The following is a 24974-nucleotide window of genomic DNA, read 5'->3' on the forward strand; positions in this document are numbered from 1 at the left end:
CAGGGTCGCTATCATCGCGCCGACCCGGAAGCTTCATTCCTTCCGCGAAACGCCAAGGAGAAAACGCGATGGCAGTCAAGAAAGCAGCGAAGAAGACGGCGGCCGCCGTCAAGCCGCCGACGAAGAACGAGGTCTACCGCACGATTGCCGAGAAGACCGGCTTCACGCGCAAGGACGTCGTTCTGGTCTGCGATGCGCTCACCGACGTGATGGTCAAGTCCGTCAAGAAGCACGGCACCTTCAACATGCTCGGCCTCATGAAGATGACGCTGGTCAAGAAGCCCGCGGTCAAGGGCGGCAAGATGATCCGCAACCCCTTCACCGGCGAGATGGTGCCGCAGAAGGCCAAGCCCGCGTCGCGCACCGTGCGCATCCGCCCGCTGAAGGCCGTGAAGGACATGCTCTAGCCGACGCACGGCTGCGCACTGTCCCACAGCGACCGCCATGCTGTCAGACCCCCGGCCCAGGTCGGGGGTCTTCGTGTTTGCGCACGTTTCACCGGCGCAATGATAATTAAAGACAAGCCAACCCGAAAGACGTGTACGCTTCCCTGGAATACCCAATTGCTGCGCCGTGGGGTTTCTGGTATCATGGGCGCTCGATACCGGAACCGGCGCCGCCAGCCTGCGGCGCCACAGCAAACGGGAGAAGTCATGAAATCAACGCTCAAGCTCCTCGCCGTCGCCGCGCTTCTGGCGCTGCCGGCCCTCGCTCTTGCTGACACCGTGGTCATCAACCAGGTGAACACCGCGTGGTCGCCCGCCGAGGTCACGATCCAGGTCGGCGACACGGTGGAGTGGCACTGGAGCTCGCTCTCGCACACCGTCACCAACGGCACCGGCGCCGCGGATCCCGACGCCGGCAACATGTTCGACGAGCCCCTGAACGGGTCGAACACCGTGGTCAGCTACACCTTCAACAGCCCCGGCGACGTGCCCTACTTCTGCCGCCCTCACGAGGCGATGGGCATGACGGGCGTCGTCCACGTGCGTGACACGACCGCCACCGAGGAGTCGACCTGGGGCAACGTGAAGGCCCTTTACTAGTCCGATCCGTCCCTTCGCTGCGAGGCCCCGGCTCCCATGGCCGGGGCCTTTTTCGTGCCCGTCGCGGCAGGTCTTGACCTGGGTCGCGCCGTCCGCCACGCTGGTGGCACCTCTCGCGTCGCCACACTCGAATCGAGCTCCTCATGCCTGACGCGCCCCGCGACTCCTTCCTCGGCCGCACCCTGCAGAACCTCCGGCGCCTCTGGCGCGACGCGCAGCCGGCGGGCTGGCGGCGCGGGGAGCGCCCGCTGGCCCCGGACCTGCCCGACGCCGACCGGGAGCGCCTGCGCGGGCGCATCGACGCCTGCCTGTCCGCCAGAGGAGGCGAGGTGTCCGCGCGGCGCCGCGCCGCCGAGCTGGGGACGGACTACCTCGCCCTCAGCCCCGCGGGGCGCGAGCGCTTCCTGCGCCTGCTCGCCGTGGACTACGGCGTCGACGGCCGCGCGCTGGACGAGGCCGTGGGCACGCTGCAGACGGCCGCGGGTCCCGATCGCCTGCTGGCCGAGGAGCGTCTGCGCGACGCGCTCGTCACCCCACGCCTGCGCCTGCTCACGCAGTTCAACGCGCTGCCCGCGGGCACGAAGTTCCTCGTGGACCTGCGCGCGGACCTGCTCGGCGTCGCCGGCGACGATCCCGCCCTCCGCAGCCTGGACCGCGAGCTGCAGCGCCTGCTCGCCTCCTGGTTCGATCCGGGCTTCCTCGAGCTGCGCCGCATCGACTGGCAGTCGCCCGCCGCCCTGCTGGAGAAGCTCATGGCCTACGAGGCCGTCCACGAGATCGAGTCCTGGGACGACCTGCGCAACCGCCTCGAGACCGACCGCTGCTGCTACGCCTTCTTCCATCACCACATGCCCGGCGAACCGCTGATCTTCGTGGAGGTCGCGCTCGTGGAAGGCATGGCCGACGACGTCCAGGCCCTGCTCGACGAGGACGCTCCCGCCGTGCCCACCGAGGCCGCGGACACGGCCATCTTCTACTCCATCTCGAACACGCAGCGCGGGCTGCGGGGGATCAGCTTCGGGGGCTTCCTCATCAAGGCGGTGGTGGACGACCTGCGCGCGCGCTTCCCGCGCCTGCGCCAGTTCGCGACGCTCTCGCCGCTCCCCGGCTTCTGCCGCTGGCTCGAGGGCCTGGAGCGCTCGCGGCTCGACGCCCTGCTGGGCGCGGAAACGGCCGCGTCGTTGCTCGAGGACGCCGGCGCCGCCGGGGGCAGTCCCCAGGCGCTCGCCACCGCGCTCCGCGCGGGCGCCTGGGTGGAGGACGCCGCCCGCGCCCAGCGCCTGCGCGAGCCCCTGCTTCGTCTCGGCGCGCAGTACCTCGTGCGCGAGAAGCGGGGACGGGGGCCGCTGGATCCGGTGGCGCGTTTCCACCTGGGCAACGGCGCGCGGGTGGAGCGCCTGAACTGGCTGGGCAACCGCTCGCCGGCCGGCCTCGAGCGGGCGGCCGGGCTCATGGTCAACTACGCCTATCGTCTTGGCGAGATGGAGCAGAACCACGAGCGCTTCGAGGGCGAGGGGGAGGTGGCCGTCGGGCCCGATCTGCGTCGCCTGCACAAGCGCTGAGATGTTATGCTTCCGGCGGTGGAGCACCGGGGAGTACGCATGAGCAAGCGCCGCATCGCAGCCCTGCTTGCTGCCCTCGCCCTGGCGGGGGCCGCGCGGGCGGAGGAGCCCGACCCGCGCTACTGGCGCCTCGACGACGTCGTCGCCCAGTTCCAGCAGTGGTCCGTGGACTACCCCGACATCTTCCAGGCGGGCAGTCTGGGGCTGAGCGGCCAGGGCGAGGCCATTCCGCTCGCGCGCATCTCCGACCACGCGCAGACGGACGAGCCCGAGCCCGCGCTCCTCTTCCACGCCGCCCAGCACGCCAACGAGTGCAACGGCACGGGCGCGATCATGGACGCCATGGCCGCGCTGCTGCAGGGCTACGCGCTCAACCCCGGCATGCGCGCCCGGGTGGACAGCCTCGAGCTGTGGTTCATGCCCATCTTCAACGTGGACGGCCATCGCTACGTCTTCGGCGGCGGCCCCAGCTGGGCCGACTGGCGCAAGACCCTGCGCGACAACAACGGCAACGACCAGGTGGACTACCCCGACGATGGCGTCGACACCAATCGCAACTGGGACTGGTACTGGGACGAGTCCGACGAGACCGACCCCGCCCACCTCGAGTACAAGGGACCCTTCCCCTTCTCCGAGCCCGAGGCCACGGCGCTGCGCGACTTCGTGCTGACGCGCCGCCCCCTCGTGGTGGTGGACTATCACTCGCCGGTGACGATCGTCTGGGACAACGAGGTCTTCTGGCCCTGGCTCAGCACGCACGGCTGGGGCTACAGCCCCGACGAGCCCGTCGCCCGCGACGTCGCCAGCCAGTGGGCGGCGGCCACGCTCACGCACACGGGGCAGCCCTTCGGCTCGATCTTCGGCTACGACTCGCTGCCCAAGGAGCAGAACTGGATCTACGGCGAAACGGGCATCCTCACCTTCGTGATGGAGATCTCCGACCACTGCTGGTGGACCGGCGCCACGGTGGACACCATCGCGACGCGGGTGGCGCGGGGGAGCTACGCGCTCATCGACCGCGCCATGAACGGCCCCGGCATCCGCGGCCGGGTGACCGATGCCGTCACCGGGAATCCCCTGGTGGCGCAGGTGGAGATCCTCCAGTACTCCGGCGCCGAGCTGGGTCCGCACCTCACGGACGCCGCCTTCGGCAAGTACGAACGCCTGACGAAGACGGGCAGCTTCACGGTGCAGGCGAGCTGCCCGGGCTACGAGACGCAGACGCAGCAGGTGCCCAACGTGACCGGCGGCTGGCGGCAGGTGGATCTCGCGCTCGTGCCCACGCTGACCGCCGTGCCCGACCTGCCGTCGGACGGGCTGAGGATCGTCGGCCCGAATCCGCTGCGGCCCGGGCAGGCCGTGCTCCTGGCCCTCGGCGCGGACGTCACGGACGCCGACGGCGCCACGGTGGAGCTCTTCGACGTGACCGGCCGCCGCCGCGCCGTGCTCGGCGCGGCGCTCGCCCCCGGTGCGACGCACCGCCTCGCGCTGCCGGCTGACCTGGCCTCGGGCGTCTATCTGCTGCGGGCCAGCGCCGGCGGCACGCAGGCGGTCTGCAGAATCACGCTCCTGCGCTGACCCCCGGGTGGGCATCGCGCGTCGGCTCCGCTATACTCGAAGACGCAGCGTTACCCCGCGCCCCATGGCGGGACCGAACCCACACGCCCCACGGGAGGTCCGACCATGCATCGCTTTCCAAGCATTTCCACCCTCTTCCTGGCCATCCTGACCATCGCCGCCGCGCCGGCGGCCGCACAGGTCGCCTCGGCGCTCCTCGTCGAAGGCGGCGGCCTGCCCGGCGGACCCGTCGGCGAGACGGTGTCGTCCATCGGCAATTCGGCCGTGAACCACGCGGGCGGCTACGCCTTCGGCATCAACAGCACCGACGGCACCGAGACCCTCAGCCGGATCTGGGGCTCGGCCGACGGCGGCCTGGGCGGCCTGCTCTTCAGCGAGGGGACCTACGGCGACTACACGCAGACGTCCTTCGAGAGCTTCTTCGGCATCGGCAACGCCGGCGAGGCGGCCTACAGCCCGATCTGCAACGACAACGTGGGCGGCGGCACGGGCCTTGACGCGGTGTGGCTAAATGACACTGTGTGCATGATTGAAGAGGCCGTCTATCCGCCGAATCCGGTCTACTACTGGAGCTTCGGCAGCCGGCCCGGCTGCACCGCCGACGGCCGTCCCTACTGGGAGGGCGGCTACACCGCCGTCCAGGGCGGCTCGACCCAGTTCCGCGGCCTCTACCTCGGCACGGACGCCACCGCCGTGCTCGAAAGCGGCGACATCATCGGCGGCGTCGACCTGGCCGTCACCGCCAACGGCTTCGACTTCGACTACCGCTTCTCGGCGATGGCGTCGCACTGGATCAGCCCGCTCACCCTCAACACCGTGACCACCGGCGATCTGCACATGGTGATGGACGGAACCGCCCTCACCGCGGGCGGTGAGTTCGTCGTCGAGGGCGGCGTGGTGCCCGCGGCGATCGGCGGCCTGGCCGGCGAGCACTGGGCGGCCTTCGACTTCTGCGGCGTCACCGAGGACGGCCACTGGTTCGTCACCGGCGACACCGACGCGGCGATCACCGTGGACGAGTTCGTCATGGTGGACGGCGAGATCGTCCTGCGCGAAGGCGACCTGGTGGACGGCTACGTGGTCAACGGCGCCATCGAGGGCGGCTATCTCAACGAGGACGGCGACTGGGCCGTGATCTGGGACCTCGACGTGGACGCGGTCAACGTCGAGGCGCTGATCGTGAACGGCGAGCTGGTCCTGCGCGAGGGCGACGCCGTCGACTGGGACGGCGACGGCGTGGTGGACTCCACCGCCGTCCTCACCGACTTCACGGGCATCAGCAGCCTGACCCTTGGCGATCGCGACGGCGAGGGCGCGCTGCGCGCCTACTTCACGGCGGACGTCAACCTGCCCGACGCGCGGCAGCCGATCCAGCTCCAGACGATGCCGCTGCCGCTGGACGTGGCCGGGCTCGAGCAGGCGCTGGAAAGCCCGGAGCGCGGCGATCGCGCGGTGCTGGAGGGCGGCTTCGTGCTGCCGCTGAGCACGGCCACGGCGGTGGAGACGGCGCCCGGGGCCGGCGTGCTGCTCGCGGCCAACTACCCGAATCCCTTCAATCCCGCCACGAAGATCAGCTTCAGCCTGCCCCGCGCCATGCGCGTGACGGTGGAGATCCTCGACGCGGCCGGACGCCACGTGGACACGCTCTTCGCCGGCGAACTGCCGGAGGGCGGCCACGCGCTCACCTGGAACGGCGCGGACGGCCAGGGTCGCGCCCAGGCCTCGGGCCTCTACCTGTATCGCCTGTGCGGCGACGGCTGGCAGCGGACCCGTCGCATGCTCCTGCTCAAGTGACCCGCGAGGCGGGGGAGGGCCGCCCGGCCCTCCCTCGCCCTTGCGCCATCCGCCACTCCTTAGGATCTTGGACCCGGACGACGACCGAGGAGGACGGCATGCGCAATCCCAAGAGCATCGAACTGCTGAACAAGGCGGTCGCGGACGAGCTGTCCGCGGTGCACCAGTACATGTACTTCCACTTCCACTGCGACGACCTGGGCTACGATCTGCTGGCCAATCTCTTCAAGCGGACAGCCGTGGAGGAGATGCTGCACGTGGAGCGACTGGCCGAGCGCATCCTCTTTCTCGGCGGCGACGTGGACATGAAGCTCGCCGGCGCGGTCAGCCAGGAGCAGGACCCCGAGGTGATGCTGAAGATGGCCGCGAAGATGGAGAGCGAGAGCGCGGCGGAGTACAACGTCTGGGCGAACCAGTGCGCGACGCCGGAGAACGCCGACGCGGCCACCCGCAAGCTCTTCGAGGAGCTGGTGGCCGACGAGGAGCGCCACTTCGACCAGTACGACCAGGAGATCGACAACATCAAGCGCTTCGGCGAGCGCTACCTGGCGCTGCAGTCCATCGAGCGGAGCCGCGGGCGCGACGCCGGCGGCGCAGGCGCGGGGGAGTGAGTCTCCGCGCTGCCGGGGGTTCTGCAGGCCCGAAATCCGCGAGCGGCCCGTCACGGCGACGGGCCGCTTTCGTATCCAGGTCACTCCGCGGCGGGCCGGACCCGCCGGGGACGACCGACGCCGCTTGCGCCCCGCGCGGGAAGGTCCGTATGTATGGGGGCACAGCCTGACGATGAAGGAGGGCACGATGCAACGCACGCTCCTGGCGCTGGCCGTCATCCTTGCGGCGATGGCGGGCGGCGCGTCCAAGTCCCAGCACGAAACGGCGGAGGACAGCACCGTGAACTACAATCCCCTCACTCCCGACGAGGCTCGCGTGATCCTGCACAAGGGCACCGAGCGCCCGGGCAGCGGCGTCTTCGAGGACTTCTGGCAGCTGGGCACCTACACCTGCAAGCGCTGCAACGCGCCGCTCTACCGGTCCACCAGCAAGTTCGACGCGGGCTGCGGCTGGCCGAGCTTCGACGACGAGATCCCCGGCGCGGTGCGCCGCCAGACCGATGCCGATGGCCGTCGCACCGAGATCCTCTGCGCCAACTGCGGCGCGCACCTGGGGCACGTCTTCATGGGTGAGCACTTCACGGCCAAGGACACGCGGCACTGCGTGAACTCGATCTCGCTGAACTTCGTCCCCGACGGCGAACCGCTGCCGGCGGTGATCCACGCCGAGGGCGACGCGAAGTAGCGCGCTCGCGATCTCCGCGCACGGAAAGGCCCCGGGACTTGCGGTCCCGGGGCCTTGTCGTGTTCGCGCCTTCTGCCGCGCGAGCCTTGTGTCCAGGTCGCGCCCCTTCGAAGCGGCGCGCGAGAGGACACGCGGCCGCGTCACTTCATGAGCGTGATCTTCTCGAGCTGCGTCCCACTGGGGGAGGCCATCCGCACGAAGTAGATGCCCGACGCCGCGGCCTCGCCACCCGCCGTGCGGCCATTCCACTCCACGCTGTGCTGGCCGGCGGCGAAGACCTGGTCGGCGAGCGTGGCCACCTGGCGGCCGCCGAGATCGAAGACCGACAGCCGCACGCGCTGGGCTTCACTCAGCGTGAAGGCCACGGAGGTCTTCGGGTTGAAGGGGTTCGGGAAGGCGCCCAGCAGACGGTTGGCCAGCATCTGGCTGCCCAGGTCGACGTTGCGGCTCCGCAGGAGCTGCAGCTCGCCGTTCTCCCGCGCGTACAGCGCGTAGTCGATGCTGCCGCCCTCGAGGATCTGCGCGGCGTTGTCGCGCGCGCTGAAGTCCGTTCCCTCGCCGTTGACGGGCACGTTCCACTGCGCGCCGTCCTTGGTCGCGGTCAGCACGAGGTCGTCCGCGGTTGCGTCGCCGAAGAGCAGGAAGCGGAAGTCCACCTGGCCCGGGCTCACCGCGACCTCGAAGCTGGACAGCGCCACGGGCACGATGTCCTCGATGTGCGCGACGAAGGGGTAGACCTTGAAATCGTCCGGGTTGAGGTAGTAGCCGCTGATGACACTGCCGTCGTTGGAGATGGCCGTGGCGGCGGAGATGGTCTGGCCGTCGTAGCCCTGAACGCCCATGGCGGTCAGGTAGTCGCCCAGGTACATGATGCCCGTGTCCTGGGTCCAGATGAAGCCGTAGGGCGTGGACCAGAAGAGGCTGCCGCTCATGCCGACGACGGTGCCGTCTCCGGAGACGTCGTAGGCGGAGCTGCCGTAGGGATCGCCGTAGAGCGCGCCGATGTCGGTCATCGTGGACGTGGCCATGTCGTAGTAGAAGGCGAAGCTGTTGCGCACGCCCACCACGGCGCTGCCGTCGGGGCTCACGGCGAGCACCTCGCCGGCGTCGTTCTCGGGGTCGGCGATGAGCTGGGGGCCGTCGACGTCGTCCGTCCAGATCGCCGGACGGCGCATGCCGAAGCTGGGGTGCTCGGCCCAGCCGCCCAGCAGCGCGCCATCGTCCGAGACGGCGCTGACGCGGCTGCTGGTCGGGTCGAAGCGGCCCAGCAGGGTGGGCGTGCCGCCATCCCAGCGGGTGGCCTCCGCGTCGCAGCCGGGGATCCAGCTCATGCCGACCACGCGGCTGGCGTCGAAGCTGGCCGCCCAGGCGCTGCTGAAGCTGGCGTCGCAGCCCTCGGTGCCGTCGGCGTCGTCGAGCATCGTCCACGTCAGGGTGGGGATGTCGAAGGTCGCCGCGTGCTCCTTGCCGTCGTCGGCGTTGACCTGCGTGGCGACCAGCGTCGTGCCGTCGCCGGAGATGTTGAGGGTGGGAGGGAGCGCGGCGCCGACGGGCACCGCGGCCACGCCGCCGTCCTCGGTGTAGTAGTAGAAGCTGGCGTTCCAGTAGCCGGCCAGCACGCTGCCGTCGGCCGACATCAGCACGCTGCCGGGAAAGAAACTGCCGCCCAGGGGCAGGGTCTCGAAGGTGCCGCCCGCCAGGGCCGGGCCCGCGGACAGCAGCATCGCCATGAAGAGCGCTGCCAGTTTTCTCATGTCTTCCTCCTGCGGATCCGACCGGAGCCGGATGAGAGTCCTCGTCGTTGGGTTGCGTCCGGGATGCGGGGGCGCGGAGGGCCGCTGCGCTCCCGACCGAGGAGGAGTATAGCCGTGCCCCATAGTGAATGCAAGAGATCTCTCAGAGAACTCCTTGCACTCTCCGTGGCTCCAGCCTATACTTGCCGATGTCACGGAATCCTCGCCAATCCATGGGTTTTGGGTGGATTTGCTTGGCCGAATCACCGCCAGAAGGTAGTCTCCCATGCCGATGACCAGAATGGCACGCAATGCTGCCAGGCCCGGCAACCTGGCCGAACGTCTCGTCCCCGTGGCCGAGGGTCTGCGTGAGGCCCTCCTGCCCCTGGTGGACGCGGTGACCGGGGGGATCCTGCGCCCCAGCCGACTCACCCGCGAGCTCGGCATCGACAAGAGCCTCGCCAGCCGCCTGATCCAGTCCCTGCGTCACGAGGAACCGCTGGAGTTCCTCCACCGCACTCCCGCCCCCACCGGGCTGCGCATCCTGGTCAAGGCCGCCCGCGAGCAGTCCGCACCCGCGGGGATCTGCGCCCGGGCAGAAGCCGCGGCCGACGCCTTCCAGGCGCTCATCGACAGCACCCCGGGCGGGCGCAGCAGCCTGGATGGATGGATATCGGCCCACTCGGCGGCGGCGCGAGAGAGCAGCGAACACCGCGCGAAGCAGGCCATCTATCGCGCCATGTCCTACCTCATCGGCTGTCGCTGCGAGACGCTCGCCACCTCCCTGGTGCTTCAGCCCTCGGCGGACGGCAAGGCCGTGGACGGCTTCGAGCTGCACCAGCGGATCGGTCTGCGGCGGCTGCGTCCCGGCGCGCCGGTGGCGATCTTCAGCCTGGTCCTGGACTCGCCCGGGACGGACGCGGCGGGCGAGCCCTGGCTCGAGACCCTCGACGGCCAACGCACCGAGGACCCGACGCAGTTCCTCCTGAGCGGCTACGGCAAGGGGCCGGCGCCGGGCGTGGACATGCTCCGCCGTGGACGCCACACGATCTTCTCGCTGGCCGAGGAGGGGCTCACCCTGGACATCCCCGTGGACATGGGTTCGGCCTTCGTCCTGCGGAACGGCTGGCATCTGGCGTCGGAGGAGCTGCAGGACGAGTCGCGCGCCTACCTGCTCAACTACCCCTGCCGCAACCTGGTGCGCGACGTGTTCATCCACGAGGATCTCTGGAACGGCGCGAATCCCGAGCTGGACCTGCGCCTGCCCAATCCGTCGGGCACCGATCCCCACCGCTACGAGGGCCACTGGGGACGCGTGAACACGGTGGACATGAACATCCCCATCGCCCAGCTGGGACGTGGCCTGCAGCACTGCGCGGTGAAGGAGCTGCCGCAGTACGCGCGGCTGCTGGAGGAGAGCTTCGCGCGCGCGGGCTGGGATCCCGAGCGCTTCCGCGGCTACCGGGCCCAGGTGCTCTACCCGGTGCCGATGATCACCATGACCTGGTGGTTTCGCCTGCCGCGCGCCTAGCGGCCGGCCTTGAAGCGCGCGATCTGCTCCTTGAGATAGGCGTCGTCCGGGCTCATGGTCAGCGCGCGCGTCTCCACCTCGATCGCCTGCTTCGCGTCGCCGCGGCGGTAGTGCACCTCGGCGAGCGTGTCGAGGATGTTGCCGTCCTCGGGCGCGAGCCGCGTCGCGCGCTCGGCGGCGGCCAGCGCCTCGTCCAGGTACATGTCGTGCGTGGCCGTGAACCAGGCCAGCGCGTTCAGGGTGCCGGCGTCGGCGTCCGGACGGGCCAGCGTCCGCACCAGCAGCTCGCCCACCTGTCCGCGCTCGCGGGTGGCGCCCTCGGCGTCGCCCGACGCGTCCAGCCACTCGGCGAAGCGCATGTGGGCCTGCACCAGTCCCTGGCCCTCGTACATCGTGTAGAGTCGGCGCAGCTCGGCGATGGGGGTGGCGTGATCCTCCACGTGCAGCGAGACGTAGCGCTCGGCGTACTCGGGGAAGTCGGGGTGCGCGCGGCCCACCAGCACCGCCGCCGACTGACGTCCCCGCTTGTCGCCGCCGGCCGCCTGGCCGGCTTCCAGCGCGGCGATGAGGCGGTCCGCCAGCTCGCGGCCGGCGCTCTCGCGGAAGGCGCGGGCCATCTCCGTCACCACGGCCTCGCCGGCGAGGATGTTCCCCTGGCAGCTGAACTGCTCGCCCTGCACGTCCCCGGCCCAGTCGCTGCAGCCGGGCCCGGTCCAGGCGGCCACGTTCCCGGCCACGTCCACCACGCCGAGCTGGCGCTGGTCGCGGCCCTCGTCGTGGCGCAGGAGCTGGTCGCGCACCTCGTCGGCGGCGAGGCCGGCGGCGAGCAGCGTCAGGCCCTCGGGGCCGAAGGACTCGTTGGAATTGGCCTGCGTGGCCACCGCCCCCACGCCGCCGCGCGCCCAGGCCACCCGCTGCCCCACGCCGAAGACCCTGGACTGCACCGCCACGCCCACCTCGCCCGTGACGGGATCGTAGGCGACGATGGAAAAGGTGGCGCCGGCCGTGCCGACGCCGAGCAGGACGAGAACGAGGGCGAGCACGAGCGCGCGCATGGCGACCTCCCGGTTGGGACCGGGTCCAGAAGACCACTTCGGACGCGCCCGCGCAAGGGGCGGCGGTCGTCGCTTGGCCTCCCCGCGGACGCCTGCTATCCTCATCGACCCGGGGCGCGCGCCGCCCCTGCGCCGGGACCCTCGCGAAAGGACGCGCCGTGGCCGACTCGCCCCTCGCCTCGCTGCCGCCCCTGGACCCCGCCGTGCTGCGCCGCCGCCGTGAGGGCGTCTTCCTCGTGCTGGCCGGCCTCTTCCTCGGCACGCTGGCGATGCTCAACATCGTGGGCATCACGCGCTTCATCCACATGGGGCCGCTCACGCTGGCCGTGGGCGTGCTGCCCTACCCGCTCACCTTTCTCTGCACCGACTTCATCAGCGAGTTCTACGGCCGCCGCCGCGCGAACTTCGTGGTGCTGGTGGGGATGCTGCTGAACCTCTTCGTGGTCGGGATCCTCTGGCTGGGCGAGGCGCTGCCGGCGATGGACTTCAAGACGGACCTGCAGCGCCTGCCCGTGGTGAGCCAGGTGCCGGTCTACGCCGATCCCGACACCCGCGAGACGGCCATGGTGGACCCGCGCAATCCCAAGCTGCCGCTGCGGCAGATCGCGGTCGAGCTGCCCGACGGCACCGTCGTCCCCGTGCGCAAGCTCGAGATGGCGCCGGTGACCGACCCCGCGACCGGCCAGGCGGTGCTGGATCCGGCCACCGGCGGACCGGTGACGGAGCCGATCGACGCCGACAGCGGCCAGCCCATCGTGCGCGAGGAGGAGCTCTACACGCGGATCGTGAAGAGCAACCGCTCGGCCGTGCTGGCCTCGATGCTGGCCTATCTCGCGGCGCAGTTCTGCGACGTCTGGCTCTTCCACTTCTGGAAGCGCCTCACGAAGGGCAAGCACCTCTGGCTGCGCAACAACGGCTCGACCATGGTCAGCCAGCTCGTGGACACCGTGGCCGTGGTGGTCATCACCTTCTGGACGGCCATCGAGCACGGCACGATGAGCCTGCCCACGGTCATGGGACTGATCTGGGGCGCCTATCTCTTCAAGCTGGTGGTGGCCGCGGCAGACACGGTCCCATTCTATCTGGGCGCGGCCTGGATGACGCGCTACCTGCGCATCGACGCCGTGCGCGGCGAGGCCGAGCAGGCCGAGGGACTCTTCGAGCCCGAGCCGGAACTCGCTCCCGCCGAATAGACGAAGGCCCGGCGTTCCCGCCGGGCCCTCCGTTCTGCCATGCGAGCGAATGCGTGTCCGGGTCGCGCGTGCGCTCTGCCCGCATGCTCAGTGGGCACCGTGCGCCATTCCGCGAGCGACTTCGAAGTGGAGTCGAGCGGGATGGCGCACGGTGACCTACTTGAGCAACACCATGCGCTTCGTCGCGCTCCGCCCCTCCGCCTCCAGCCGGTAGAAGTAGACGCCGCTCGCGGCCCGGTGGCCGTCGCCGTCCGCGCCGTCCCAGACCACGCGCTGCTCACCGGCGGCCAGCGGACCGTCCACCAGTGTGCGGACCAGACGGCCCTGCGTGTCGAAGACGCGCAGCGTGGCCGCGCCGGCCGCGGCCAGGGTGAAGCGGATCTCCGTCTTCGGGTTGAAGGGGTTGGGGTAGTTGCCCGCCAGCGCGAAGGCCGCGGGGGTGTCGCCCGGCGCACTCGTGGCGGTCCAGGGCTCGCCGAAGAACTGATCGAGGATGGTCTCCACGTTCGTGCGCAGCGCGGTGAAGTTCATCCGGTAGGGGCGGCCCGCCAGGTAGACGAACTGCGCGCCCTCGGGCCGGAAGCTCCCGCCCCCCGGCTGCTGCGCGTGGACGCCGAGCCCACGCGTGGTGCCGAAGCCCGACGTGGTCTGGTAGAGCAGCGTGCTGCCGGGCCCCACGGCGGTGGAGAACACGTCGCAGAAGCTCTGGGTGCCGGTGAGGCCGATGTCCGTCAGGCCCGGGTAGACCGAGAGGTAGTTGCCGGGACTGCCGCTGTCCACGAAGTTGACGCCCAGGTAGTCGGCCAGGGCGCCGTCGAGGAAGTCCACGCCCATGCGGCTCATCAGGAGCACGTTGCCGCCCACCTCGAGGTAGGAGAGGATGGGCGTCTCCTGCCACTTGGGCAGGTCGCCGTTGAAGTTGTTGCCCACCCAGATGACGGTGGAGTAGGCGCCGATGACCTCCGCCGGCACGCTGCCGTGGCCGAGGGGCGCGGGCAGGGTGCTGGGGTAGCCGCCGGTGGGCGCGGGGAAGTTGTCCCAGAAGTCGATGGGATTGTCGCCCCAGAAGGCCTGCGCCTCGTAGGCGTTCTGGATCTCGGGCGCGTAGGTGTCCCAGTCCACGCCGTTCACGAGCAGGATGCCGTTCGCGAAGCTCGGATTGTTCACCGTGGTCTGCACCTGCCGCAGGATCCAGTGGTCGGGGTCGAGCGCTACGCTCTCCAGGGCACCGGCCACCGTGAGATGGTAGTTCTCGGTGGCCAGGCTGTTCTGCACGGTGAAGTCCGTCGTGCCCTGATCGGTGACCACGCGCAGCTGGATGGGCATGGTGAAGAGCCCGGTGTTCGTCTGCAGCTGCTCGATCGTCACGTCCACGCCGTCTCCGGCCGGCGCATAGCTCAGCCGGTAGACGGGGAAGTAGTCCCCGTAGATCCACTCCTGGAAGAAGGCGTCGAGGTCCATGCCGCTCACGCCCTCGAGGACGTCCCGCAGCTGCTCCGTGGTGGCGCTGCCGTAGCCGTACTGCGCGCGGTAGGCGGCGAGGCCGGCGAAGAAGTCCGTCTCGCCCAGGGCGCCACGCAGCATGTGGACGACCCACGCGCCCTTGTCATAGCTGAGATTGCCGTCGAAGATGTTGTCGGTGAAGGGATTCTCCACGAACACCGTGCCGCCGCCGTAGTAGGCCATGCCGTCCATGTACTGGCGGTAGGCGTCCATGCCGCCGATGGAACCGTAGTAGTAGGCCTCCATCCAGCTCGCGAAGCCCTCGTTCAGCCAGATGTGCCCGAAGTCCGCGCAGGTGATCATGTCGCCCCACCACTGGTGCCCCAGCTCGTGGGCGATCACGCTTTCCCAGTCGCCGCCGAGGCTGGTGCAGGTCTGGTGCTCCATGCCGCCGCCCCAGTTGAACTCCGCGTGGCCGTACTTCTCGTTCACGAAGGGGTACTCGCCGAAGGCCTGCGAGTAGGTGTCGAGCATGCCCACGACCTTGCCGTAGTTCTCCTGCACCTGCGCGTAGTGGTCGGGATAGACGAAGAACTGCACGAGCATCGGGTCGCCCCCGCCCTGGGTGGGATAGGAGTCGGTGAAGACGGTGTAGGGGTAGGCCGTCACCGAGGCGAGGTAGGGCGCCATGGCGTAGTCGGTGTGCCAGTGGGACGTGTGCGTGCCGTTGCCGTTGTCCGTGTCGCTCGTCTCGAGGCCGTTGCTGGCCACGATGAGCGCGGTGGGCACCGTGACGCGGATGTCCATCACCTCGGCCTTGTCGCTGTTGTCGTCCTTGCAGGGCCACCAGTCGCGCGCGCCGAAGGGTTCGCTGAGGGTCCAGATCAGGGTCTGTCCGGCGTGCGAGTCCCAGCCGAAGTACTCGCCCGAAGGGTTGCCCTGGTAGCTCACGCCGACCGTCACCAGCTCGCCGGTGGCGTAGCTGCGGTCGAGGGTCACGGTCACCAGGCTCGAGACGTGGGTCCAGGTCGTCGCGCCGCCGGCGGCCGTGGCGCCCGTCACCACCATCGGCGAGGTCAGGTCCAGCTCCATCGTGCTGACGGGCCCGGCCGTCACCTGGGCGACGATCAGGTTCGTGCCCGTGAGCACGTGCGTCGTCGGGTTCAGGTTCACCGAGAGGTCGTAGCTCTGGACGTCGAACTGCTCCTGATTGGGCGTGCGCTGGAAGTCCGCGAGCAGGCGCGCCTCGGCGCCGCGCTGCTTCAGGGCGGCCTCGTTGGCGCGCGCGGCGCGGCTCTCCTCGAGCAGGCGGGGGATGTCCAGTTCGCCCGGCGCCGCCGCCGCGAGGAGGGGCAGACCGAGCAGCAAAAGGGTGACGAGCAGGCGAGGGACGACTCGACTGGGCATGGGGACGCTCCGGGGTTCGAGGGCTGGGTCGTGAGCGCAGATGTCCGCGCGGACGGGCCGGAACGGCGTCGTTCCGGCCCCGCGCTCAACATGTAGATTTTACCACAGTTGCGTGGCCGAGGCCAAGCGCGCAGCGCTCAGATGTACGGCGGGGCCGGCGCGGGCCGGTTGTCGAGGATCCCCTCGATCCGCTCCATCACGGCGGGCGTCAGCGCGTCCAGCAGCTCCATGGCCTTCATGTTCTCCTCGACCTGCGCCGCCCGGCTGGCCCCGGTGATGACCGAGCTCACGCGAGGGTTCCTGAGACACCAGGCCAGGGCCAGCTGCGCACGGCTGCAGCCGAGTTCCTCGGCCACGGCCTTGAGCGCGCGCACCTTGGGCAAACGCTCGGCGCCGAGCGGGCCGTCGAAATCGTCGCGCAGCCAGGCGTACTGCTCGAGCGTGGGGCGACTGCCCTCGGGCACGCCGTCGTCGTACTTGCCCGTGAGCAGGCCGCCGGCCAGCGGGCTCCAGATCGTCGTGCCGAGTCCCGGGTCGGCATAGAGCGGCGCGTACTCCCGCTCCACCCGATCGCGATGGAACATGTGGTACTGCGGCTGCTCCATGGTGGGGGGGATCAGATGCTCCCGCGCCGCCACCGCGTGGGCGTGGCGGATCTCCTCGGCGCTCCATTCGCTGGTGCCCCAGTAGAAGGCCCAGCCCTGGTCGACGACCCAGCTCATGGCGCGGACGGTCTCCTCCATGGGCGTGCGCGGGTCGGGACGATGACAGAAGACCAGGTCGACGTAGTCGAGCTGCAGCCTTCCCAGCGCGGCGTGCATGCCCTCGATGACGTGCTTGCGGCTGAGGCCGCGGTCGTTGGGGCCGCGACCGCCCCAAAAGATCTTGGTGGAGATCACCAGGTCGGAGCGCTTCCAGCCCACGTCCTTGAGCACCTTGCCCATGATGCGCTCGGACTCGCCGCCGGCGTAGGCCTCCGCGTTGTCGAAGAAGTTCACCCCCGCGTCGCGGGCGGCCTCCATGCAGGCGCGCGCCTCCTTCTCGCGAAGCTGCGTGCCGAAGGTGACCCAGGAGCCGAGGCTGAGGGCGGAAACGTGCAGGCCGCTGCGGCCGAGCTGACGGTACTCCATGCTGCTTCCTTTCGGACGGGACCGTCCCGGAGCCTAGTGAAAGCGGGGGTCGACTTCCAGCCCCTGCCGCGATTTTCCCTGGCCGCAGCGGCGTGAAGACGGCATTCTGCGCCAAGCCCTCACGAAAGGACGCGCCATGCCCCCGAGCATGACGCCGGCCACCGGCATCCTCGCCCTCATCGGCAACACGCCGATGCTCGAGCTCACCCGCCTGGACACGGGCCCCTGCCGGCTCTTCCTCAAGTTGGAGCTGGCCAACCCGGGCGGTTCGATCAAGGACCGCATCGGCGTGTCCATGATCGCCGCCGCCGAGGCCGACGGCTCCCTGCGCCCCGGCATGCGCATCGTCGAGGCCAGCGCGGGCAACACCGGTCTCGCCCTGGCGCTGGTGGGGGCGGCCAAGGGCTACGCCTGCACCATCGTCATGCCCGACAAGATGAGCCGCGAGAAGATGGACCACCTCCGCGCCCTCGGCGCCGAGGTCGTGGTGACGCGCAGCGACGTCACCAAAGGCCACCCCGAGTACTACGCGGATCTCGCCCAGCGCCTGGCCGCCGAGCGCGGGGACTGCTGGTACGTCAACCAGTTCGCGAACCCGGCGAATCCGCTGGCCCACGAGCGGACGACCGGTCCGGAGATCCTCGCGCAGATGGAGGGGCGGGTGGACGCCATCGTGCTCGGCGTGGGTTCCGGCGGCACGGTGACGGGCCTCAGCCGGCACTTCGCCGCCGCTTCGCCCGCGACGGAGTTCGTGCTGGCCGACCCGGAGGGCTCGGTGCTGGCCGCGGCGGTGGAGGGCCGCGCGGCGCCCGAGCCGGGGAGCTGGCGGGTGGAGGGCATCGGCGAGGACTTCCTGCCGCCGATCCTCGATCTCGGGCGCACGCGGCGGGCCTACACCATCGGCGACGCGGAGAGCTTCCGCACGGCGCGCGCGCTGCTGCGCGAGGAGGGCGTGCTGGCGGGATCGTCCACGGGCTGTCTGCTGGCTGCGGCGCTGCGCTACTGCCGCGCGCAGACCGCGCCGAAGCGCGTGGTCACGCTGGCCTGCGACACCGGGAACAAGTACCTGTCCAAGTTCTACGACGACACCTGGCTGGCCGCCCAGGGCCTGCCCTGCGACTGACCCCCGCGAACGAGGAGCAGCATGGCCACGCGCAAGAGCACGCACGTCGAGACGCTCGCCGTCCACGGCGGTCAGCGCCCCGATCCCCTCACCGGCGCGGTGAGCGTGCCCATCTACCAGACGTCCACCTACGCCCAGCGCGCGCCCGGCGAGCACTTGGGCTTCGAGTACTCGCGCACGGACAACCCCACGCGCAGCGCGCTGCAGGCGAGCCTCGCGGCGCTGGAGGGCGGCGAGCGGGCGCTGGTCTTCGCCTCGGGCATGGCCGCCGCCGACGCGGTGCTGCACCTCTTCGCCGCCGGCGATCACGTGCTCTGCTGCGACGATCTCTACGGCGGCAGCTACCGCCTCTTCGACAAGGTCTATCGCCGGCAGGGCCTGCGCTTCGACTTCGTCGACCTCACCGATCCCGCGCGCCTCGACGCGGCGCTCACGCCCGCGACGAAGCTGCTCTGGCTCGAGACGCCCACCAATCCCATGCTCAAGGTGCTGGACGTGGCCGCGCTCGCCGCGCGCTGCCGCGAGCGCGGCGTGCTCTGCCTCGTGGACAACACCTTCCTCTCCCCGGCGCTGCAGAATCCGCTGGCGCTGGGCGCGGACATCGTGCTCCACAGCACGACGAAGTACGTCAACGGCCACGCCGACGCGGTGGGGGGCGCGCTGGTCACGGCGGACCCCGCGCTGGGTCAGCGGCTCGCCTTCATCCAGAACGCCGTGGGCGCCGTGCCCGGTCCGCAGGACTGCTACCTGGTCCTGCGCGGCATCAAGACGCTCGCGCTGCGCATGCGCCAGCACGAGGCGAACGCGGCCGCCGTGGCCGCGCACCTGGACGGCCACCCGCAGGTGGAGCGGCTCTACTGGCCGGGGCTCGCGTCACATCCCGGGCATGCGGTCGCGGCCCGGCAGGCGAAGGGCTTCGGCGGGGTGATCTCCTTCGTGCTCGCCGGCGGGCTGCCGGCGGCGAAGCGCTTCCTCGGCGCGCTGGGGCTCTTCACGCTCGCAGAGAGCCTCGGCGGCGTGGAGAGCCTGGTGGAACATCCCGCGATCATGACCCACGCCAGCGTGGAGCGCGAGATCCGTGAGCGGCTGGGCATCGTCGACGGGCTGATCCGCCTGTCGGTGGGCATCGAGCATCCCGACGATCTGCTCGCCGACCTGGACGCGGGTTTCGCGGCCGCGCGCTGACGGGAGGAGCCGTGCGACGGGCGGCGCTGCTGCTGGTCTACCTCGCGATCGCCACGACGCTCGTCCTGGCGCACGAGCCCTGGCGCGACGAACTGCAGGCCTGGTCCCTCGCCCGCGGCAGCGCCAGCCTCGCCGGTCTCGTCGACGCCACGCGCTACGAAGGGCATCCCAGCGGCTGGTATCTGCTGCTCTTCGCGCTCACGCGCGCGACGGCGAGCTTTCGCGCCGTGCAGCTGCTTCATCTCGGACTGATCGGCGGCGCGGTCGCCCTGCTCGTCTGGCGCGCACCGCTGACCGGCCTGCAGAAGGCGCTTGCCGTGTTCGGCTACTTCCTCGTCTACGAGTACGCGGCCCTGGCGCGGAACTACGCGCTCGGCGTGCTCGGGCTCTTCCTCTTCGCCGCGCTGGCGCGCGACTGGCGACGCCACTGGCTCGGCATGGCGCTCGCCCTGCTGCTGATGCTCCAGGCGAACGCCTACGCGGCGCTGCTCGCCCTCGCGATGGCCGTGCCGACCGGTGTCGTCCTCTGGCGTCGCGCGGCGGGCGAGTCGAGGCTCAGGCGGCGGCTCGCCCTGGCGGGGCTGATCGTCGCCGTGGGCGCGCTGATCTCCGTGATGGACCTGCGCGCGCCCGCCGACTCGAGCTTCATGCCCGCGTGGCACTGGCGGGATCCGGCGATCGGCGCCGTGCTGCGCGTCTTCGCCCACGCCTTCGTGCCCGTTCCACGGCCGACCCTGCACTTCTGGAACACGAGCCTGCTCGACACGGTCGGCTCCCCCTGGCTGGAGTGGGCCGTCGCGCTCGCCGCGCTGACGGCGGTGCTGGCGATCCTGCGGCGACGTCCCGTGGCGCTCGCGGCCTTCGCGCTGGCCTGCCTCGCGCTGGGTGGGCTCATGGCCGTGAAGTACCTCGGCTTCCTGCGCCACCACGGGCACTTCTACCTGGCCTTCCTCGGCGCGCTGTGGCTGGGCGAGAGCCTGGCGCCCGACGCCCCGCCGCGCGGCCGGACCGCCTCCGCCCTGCTCACCGCGCTGCTCGCGCTGCAGGTGCTGGCCACGCTGCCGGCCGCCGCGATCGAGCTGCGCTATCCCTTCAGTCGCAGCCGTGAGGCGGCGGCGTTCGTCGCGACGCAGGTCGACGCGCGCTGCGACCGGGTGGGCAGCCCCGACCACGCCGCGTCGGCGGTGGCCATGTGGCTGAACGCGCCGCTATACTATCCGCGCGGCGAGCGCGAGGCCGTCGCGCTGGTCTGGGATGCGCGCCGCGGTGGCGATGAACCGGCCGACCCGCTGCCCGCGCTGCGCGAACGGGCGCGGGCGAGCGGCTGCGCGCTGCTCATCACCAACCGGCCCCTCGAGGCCGCGGCGCTGAGCCAGGGGCTCGCGCCGCTGGCGAGTTTCGCGCCGGCGATCGAGGCCACGGAGGTCTACTACCTCTACCTCGCCACGGACTCGACGGCCGTTCACCCCTGACCCGCAGGAGCCGCATGCACGAGTTGCCCGAACTGGAGCCCCGCGAGCTGGCGCGCTATGCGCGGCACGTCTCCCTGCCCGAGCTGGGGGAGCGGGGGCAGCGCCGTCTCAAGGCAGGCAGCGTGCTCCTGGTGGGAGCGGGCGGGCTGGGCTCGCCGGCGGCGCTCTACCTGGCTGCGGCGGGCGTGGGGCGGCTGGGCATCGTCGACTTCGACGCGGTCGACCTGAGCAACCTGCAGCGGCAGGTGCTGCACGGGACCTCGTCGCTGGGCGTGGCGAAGGTGGACTCGGCGGCGGCGCGCCTCGCGGATCTCAACCCCGACATCGTGATCGAGCGGCATCCGCTGCGCCTGACCGCCGCCAATGCGCGGGCGCTGGTGCGCGACTACGACGTCGTGCTCGACGGCTCGGACTCCTTCGCCACGCGCTACCTCGTCAACGACGCCTGCGGCCTCGAGGACCGCCCGCTGGTCTACGGGAGCATCTTCCGCTTCGAGGGACAGGCGGCGGTCTTCCACGCCGGCCGCGGACCGTGCTACCGCTGCCTCTTTCCCGCGCCGCCTCCGCCCGAACAGGCGCCCAACTGCGCGGAGGGCGGCGTGCTCGGCGTGCTGCCCGGGATCATCGGCACGGTGCAGGCCACCGAGGCCATCAAGCTGCTGCTGGACCTCGGCGAGACGCTGCTCGGCCGCCTCCTGCTATTCGACGCGCTCGAGATGCGCTTTCGCGAGTTCACGGTCGCGCGCGACCCCGCCTGCGCCCTCTGCGGCGACGCGCCCACGATCACCGAGCCGGTGGAGCTCGACGACCCGGGCTGCGCGGTGGAACTGGAGGCCCCGCCGGCGGGCGTGGTCAACCTGACGCCGCGCGAACTGGCCGCGCGTCTCGCCGCCGGCGACGCGCCGCTGCTGCTGGACGTGCGCAATCCCTTCGAGTGGCGGATCTGCCATCTGGACGGCGCGCTGCTGTTGCCGCTGGATTCGCTGCTGTCGCAGCTGGGTCAGCTGGACCCCGCGCGCGAGACGGTCATCTACTGCCACACCGGCGTGCGCAGCGCCGCGGCGGCGGAGTTCCTGCACCGGCAGGGCTTCCGCCGCGTGGCCAATCTGCTCGGGGGCATCCACCGCTGGTCATTGGAGGTGGACCCCAGCGTGCCGACCTACTGAGCGAAGCGCACACTGTAAATCGGCGGGAAGTGCGTTCCCAGGCACTGCCAGCTGTCGCCGCGATCCCCGCTGACGTAGAGATTGCCGCTGGTGCTGCCGAAGGCCAGCGTGCGGCCGCTGTCGTCGATGTCGAGGGCGTGCCTGAACACGATGTCGTAGCAGTGCTCCTGGGGCAGGCCCTTGCGGAGTGCGGTCCAGGTCTTGCCGCCGTCCTCGCTGCGGCTCACGCAGAGCGCGCCGCCCACGGCCACGCGGCACTCGTCGGCGATGGCGGGCACCACCCAGGCCGTGTCGCCGTCGGCAGGGTCCACGGCCACCGCGAAGCCGAAGTGCGCCGGGCCGCCCTCCTCGCTGACCTGGCTCCAGTTCGCGCCGCCGTCGCGGCTGCGGAAGATGCCGCAGTGGTTCTGCTGCCACAGCGCGTCGAAGTTCGAGGGGCAGCCCACCACGAGGTGCGGGTCGTGGCCCACGTCGACGTCCGGGTCGGGCAGGTAGCCGGCCTTCAGGCCCCTGTTGGCCGTGGTCCAGGTCACGCCGTCGTCGCGGCTCTCGAAGACGCCCGCGCAGCTCACGCCCACCAGCACGCGGCGGCTGTCGCGCGGATCGACCAGCACGGAGTGAATGCCGGCCTCGTCGCGGCCGCCGCCGAACCAGTTGTCGGGCCGCGAGGGATGTCGCCACAGGCTTTCCACGAGCTGCCAGCTGCCGCCACCGTCGTCGCTCCTGAACAACCCGCCGGGCTCGGTGCCGAGCCAGAGGCGCCCGGGCTGGTCGGCGGGCCCGGGCGTGATCACCCAGATCAGCCGCAGGCTGGCCGGCTTGCCGGGCTTCAGCTCCTCGCCCTCGGGGTAGACCGGCGCCGCGACCTCCGCCCAGGTGGCGCCGTCGTCGTCGCTGTGGACGAGCTTCTGCCCCCAGTGGCCGTGATCGAGGCTCGCCCACAGACGCCCGCTGCGGGGATCGCTCACCGCGTAGGGCACGGGAATGCCGAGTTGCGTGGCGGCGCGCGGTGTCCAGCCGCCGCCGGCCGCATCGAGAATGATGACGCCCTTGCGGGTCCCGAGGATCAGACGCGTCGCTGCCATGGCGGCTCCCTGTCGCTGGACGTTGGCGGGCTAGCCCCCGGAGAGGGCCTGGAGGATGTGCACCCGGTCCCCGGGCGCGAGGGGGTCCGTGAGCGCGGCGCGATCGCTGACCGGACGCGCGCCCACGAAGATGTTCACGTGCTGCCGGAGTGCCCCCTGATCGTCCACCAGATAGCCGCGCAGACCGGGATGCCGCGCGTCGAGCGCGACGAGCAGCGACGCCACGCTCGCGGCCTCGAGGACGAGACCGTTCTCGAGCGCCGGGAAGAAGCGCTTCAGGTGGCTGGTGAAGTGAAGCTCGGCCATGGCGACGTCCGCTGAGGGGGTGCGCGAAGTCTAGCGGGGGCGCTTGTCGCTGTCAAAGGCCCGTGGCCTCGGGTATAATGGACCTGGAAATCCGCACGCCGCCGCCACGGAGGTTCCCATGCGCGCACTGCTCGCCGTCATCCTGCTCGCCATTCCCCTGGCCGCGGCCGCCGTCATGCCCCTGGAGCAGACGCCGGCCTGGACCAGCACTCCCTCGGGTCACGTCGCCACCGGCGGCGGCTGGGCCGACCTCGACGGCGACGGCTACCTCGACTTCGTCGCCGCCAACGGCAACGACATCTCGCGGCAGTCGGTGGTGGTCTACCGGAACGACGGCTTCGGCGGCCTTCCACCTACGCCCAGCTGGTCCAGCAGCGACGTGGACTACCACGGCCACCTCGACCTCGGCGACGTCAACGGCGACGGCTTCACGGACGTGGTGGTGGGCGTCTACCTTGGGCCGGCGGGCTTCGGCAACCCCGGCGGCGCGAAGCTCTACTACGGCGCGCCCGGCTCGGGCTTCTTTTCCAGCGATCCCGTCTGGGAGCCCGCCGGCAGCTTCTACTGCTTCAGCGTGGCGCTCGGCGACGTGGACGGCGACGGCGACCTCGACCTCGCCTGCACCAGCGGCGAGTCCTACGACCAGCACCCCGAGCGGCAGCGCGTGTTCCTGAACAACGGCGGCACCTTCTCGGCGACGCCCGACTGGCAGAGCGACGACGTGGGCTACGCGCTGGACGTCACCTGGGCGGACATCGATCTCGACGGCGATCTCGACCTGATCTACAGCGGCGAGATCAGCCCGAATCGCGTCTACCTGAATCACCAGACCGAGGGCGGTGGACTGTCGACCACGGCCGACTGGACCAGCGCCGACGGCGCGAGCTACGGCAACACCTGCGCCCCCGGCGACTGGGATGGCGACGGCTACCTCGATCTCGCCGTGGCCGACAACAACCAGCTCGGCGGGGCCGGCCGCTTCAAGGTCTACGCCAACGCGCTGGGCACGCTGGCGGGCACGCCCGCCTGGACCAGCGCCACCGGCGGCTACGGCTCGAACGTGAGCTGGGTCGACCTCGACCTCGACGGCGACCCCGATCTCTCCACCGGCCGCTGGTGGGGCGCAGTGACGCTCTACGAGAACGGCGGCGGCGGGCTGAGCGCGAACCCCGTGTGGACGAGCAGCACGAGCAGCGTGATCGAGAACCTGTTCTGGGGCGACGTCGACAACGACGGCCTGCGCAGCGACGGCCTTACCCTGGCCACCGGCGACGGCGCGCGCACGATCGTGCAGCTCGCCGCCGCGCCCATCCGCGACGTGCTGCAGGTCACCGTCGACGGCACGCCGCTGGCCCCGTCACAGTTCGTGCAGCACCGCGGCGGCGGCTGGGTGGCGCTGGCCTCGCCGCCGGCGCCCGGCGCCGCGATCGCCGTGAGCTTCCGCTACTCGCAGGATCTCGACCTCGGCTGCACCAACTGGGACAGCACGAAGGGCAACTACGTCTTCCTCAACACGGGCACGCTCGTGGCCGCGCCCGAGGACACGCCGCTCGGCTTCAGCCTCACGGCGCTGCCCAACCCGCTGCGTCTGCGGACGGTCTTCCGCTACCGCGGCGAGGGAGCGTCCGCGGCGGCGCTGGACGTCTACGATCTGCAGGGACGGCGCGTGCGGCAGCTCCACGCGGGCGCGCTGGCCGGCGGCCTGCGCAGCTGGGAGTGGGACGCGAAGGACGGCGGCGGCCGCCGCGTTGCGGCGGGCGTCTACTTCGCGCGCTTCGTAGCCGACGGGCGCCAGGCGAGCGTGAAGCTGATCCTGCTCTAGTCGGGCTCGTCTCTCCACAGCACATTTCCGAGTCATTTGGTGGGAAT

General features: G+C 70.8%; 20 protein-coding genes and 1 pseudogene. 15 read left to right on the forward strand and 6 right to left on the reverse strand.

All coding sequences use genetic code 11. From position 1 onward, the window contains the following. Positions 1 to 68: 68 nt before the first annotated feature. The 7 genes from H6693_07050 (at position 69) to H6693_07080 (ending at position 7276) form a co-directional block, all read left to right on the forward strand. Positions 69 to 407: an HU family DNA-binding protein gene (locus H6693_07050; GenBank protein ID MCB9515937.1), complete on the forward strand. Its 339-nt coding sequence runs from the start codon at positions 69 to 71 to the stop codon at positions 405 to 407. 246 nt (positions 408 to 653) lie between these two features. Continuing rightward, positions 654 to 1046 carry a hypothetical protein gene (locus tag H6693_07055; protein ID MCB9515938.1) on the forward strand — a complete coding sequence of 131 codons (393 nt, stop codon included), beginning with the start codon at positions 654 to 656 and terminating at the stop codon, positions 1044 to 1046. A gap of 143 nt (positions 1047 to 1189) precedes the next feature. Continuing rightward, on the forward strand, positions 1190 to 2608 hold the full coding sequence (locus H6693_07060) for a malonyl-CoA decarboxylase (GenBank protein ID MCB9515939.1): 1419 nt from the start codon (positions 1190 to 1192) through the stop codon (positions 2606 to 2608). A 39-nt stretch (positions 2609 to 2647) separates the two neighbouring features. After that, the gene (locus H6693_07065) at positions 2648 to 4186 is read left to right on the forward strand and encodes a hypothetical protein (protein ID MCB9515940.1); all 1539 of its coding nucleotides are present in this window, start codon (positions 2648 to 2650) and stop codon (positions 4184 to 4186) included. 105 nt (positions 4187 to 4291) lie between these two features. Further along, positions 4292 to 5980 carry a hypothetical protein gene (locus H6693_07070; GenBank protein ID MCB9515941.1) on the forward strand — a complete coding sequence of 563 codons (1689 nt, stop codon included), beginning with the start codon at positions 4292 to 4294 and terminating at the stop codon, positions 5978 to 5980. 98 nt (positions 5981 to 6078) lie between these two features. After that, positions 6079 to 6591, forward strand: coding sequence for a bacterioferritin (locus H6693_07075; protein MCB9515942.1), 513 nt, complete (start codon positions 6079 to 6081; stop codon positions 6589 to 6591). Positions 6592 to 6778: 187 nt separating this feature from the next. Then, entirely contained in the window at positions 6779 to 7276 is a 498-nt protein-coding gene (locus H6693_07080) for a methionine-R-sulfoxide reductase (GenBank protein ID MCB9515943.1), read from the forward strand. Positions 7277 to 7416: 140 nt separating this feature from the next. Here H6693_07080 and H6693_07085 read toward each other — a convergent pair whose 3' ends face one another. Then, positions 7417 to 9030 carry a T9SS type A sorting domain-containing protein gene (locus H6693_07085; protein MCB9515944.1) on the reverse strand — a complete coding sequence of 538 codons (1614 nt, stop codon included), beginning with the start codon at positions 9028 to 9030 and terminating at the stop codon, positions 7417 to 7419. Between the two features lie 271 nt (positions 9031 to 9301). Between H6693_07085 and H6693_07090 the strand changes: the two genes are divergently transcribed. After that, positions 9302 to 10540 carry a hypothetical protein gene (locus tag H6693_07090; GenBank protein MCB9515945.1) on the forward strand — a complete coding sequence of 413 codons (1239 nt, stop codon included), beginning with the start codon at positions 9302 to 9304 and terminating at the stop codon, positions 10538 to 10540. Here H6693_07090 and H6693_07095 read toward each other — a convergent pair. After that, entirely contained in the window at positions 10537 to 11595 is a 1059-nt protein-coding gene (locus tag H6693_07095) for a DUF1028 domain-containing protein (protein MCB9515946.1), read from the reverse strand. The genes H6693_07090 and H6693_07095 overlap by 4 nt on opposite strands. Before the next feature lie 269 nt (positions 11596 to 11864). Here H6693_07095 and H6693_07100 point away from each other — a divergent pair. Both H6693_07100 and H6693_07105 read left to right on the forward strand, forming a co-directional pair. Beyond that, positions 11865 to 12080 (forward strand): annotated as a pseudogene (locus H6693_07100) (VUT family protein). Next, positions 12075 to 12788 (forward strand): queuosine precursor transporter, encoded by a 714-nt coding sequence (locus tag H6693_07105; GenBank protein ID MCB9515947.1) that lies wholly within the window; start codon positions 12075 to 12077, stop codon positions 12786 to 12788. Before H6693_07100 ends, H6693_07105 begins: the two are co-directional and overlap by 6 nt. Before the next feature lie 156 nt (positions 12789 to 12944). Here H6693_07105 and H6693_07110 read toward each other — a convergent pair whose 3' ends face one another. Both H6693_07110 and H6693_07115 read right to left on the reverse strand, forming a co-directional pair. Continuing rightward, positions 12945 to 15638: a T9SS type A sorting domain-containing protein gene (locus H6693_07110; GenBank protein ID MCB9515948.1), complete on the reverse strand. Its 2694-nt coding sequence runs from the start codon at positions 15636 to 15638 to the stop codon at positions 12945 to 12947. A gap of 137 nt (positions 15639 to 15775) precedes the next feature. Further along, a complete protein-coding gene (locus tag H6693_07115; GenBank protein ID MCB9515949.1) occupies positions 15776 to 16768 on the reverse strand; it encodes an aldo/keto reductase in 993 nt (330 codons plus the stop codon). Positions 16769 to 16904: 136 nt separating this feature from the next. Between H6693_07115 and H6693_07120 the strand changes: the two genes are divergently transcribed. Genes H6693_07120 through moeB form a run of 4 tightly spaced genes read left to right on the forward strand, consistent with a single transcriptional unit; the run spans position 16905 to position 21714 of the window. Then, positions 16905 to 17891 (forward strand): cysteine synthase family protein, encoded by a 987-nt coding sequence (locus H6693_07120; protein ID MCB9515950.1) that lies wholly within the window; start codon positions 16905 to 16907, stop codon positions 17889 to 17891. A gap of 21 nt (positions 17892 to 17912) precedes the next feature. After that, positions 17913 to 19076, forward strand: coding sequence for a cystathionine gamma-synthase (locus H6693_07125; GenBank protein ID MCB9515951.1), 1164 nt, complete (start codon positions 17913 to 17915; stop codon positions 19074 to 19076). A gap of 11 nt (positions 19077 to 19087) precedes the next feature. After that, a complete protein-coding gene (locus H6693_07130) occupies positions 19088 to 20548 on the forward strand; it encodes a hypothetical protein (GenBank protein MCB9515952.1) in 1461 nt (486 codons plus the stop codon). A gap of 14 nt (positions 20549 to 20562) precedes the next feature. Beyond that, positions 20563 to 21714, forward strand: a complete 1152-nt coding sequence (moeB, locus tag H6693_07135; GenBank protein ID MCB9515953.1) for a molybdopterin-synthase adenylyltransferase MoeB — start codon at positions 20563 to 20565, stop codon at positions 21712 to 21714. On the opposite strand, the gene H6693_07140 is transcribed toward moeB, so the two are convergent. Both H6693_07140 and H6693_07145 read right to left on the reverse strand, forming a co-directional pair. Next, positions 21708 to 22799, reverse strand: a complete 1092-nt coding sequence (locus H6693_07140; GenBank protein MCB9515954.1) for a glycosyl hydrolase — start codon at positions 22797 to 22799, stop codon at positions 21708 to 21710. The genes moeB and H6693_07140 overlap by 7 nt on opposite strands. Positions 22800 to 22829: 30 nt before the next feature. Further along, positions 22830 to 23105: a MoaD/ThiS family protein gene (locus H6693_07145; protein ID MCB9515955.1), complete on the reverse strand. Its 276-nt coding sequence runs from the start codon at positions 23103 to 23105 to the stop codon at positions 22830 to 22832. 118 nt (positions 23106 to 23223) lie between these two features. Between H6693_07145 and H6693_07150 the strand changes: the two genes are divergently transcribed. After that, the gene (locus H6693_07150) at positions 23224 to 24927 is read left to right on the forward strand and encodes a VCBS repeat-containing protein (protein MCB9515956.1); all 1704 of its coding nucleotides are present in this window, start codon (positions 23224 to 23226) and stop codon (positions 24925 to 24927) included. Positions 24928 to 24974: the final 47 nt, after the last annotated feature.

The organism is Candidatus Latescibacterota bacterium (assembly GCA_020633725.1).
Taxonomy (GTDB): domain Bacteria; phylum Krumholzibacteriota; class Krumholzibacteriia; order JACNKJ01; family JACNKJ01; genus VGXI01.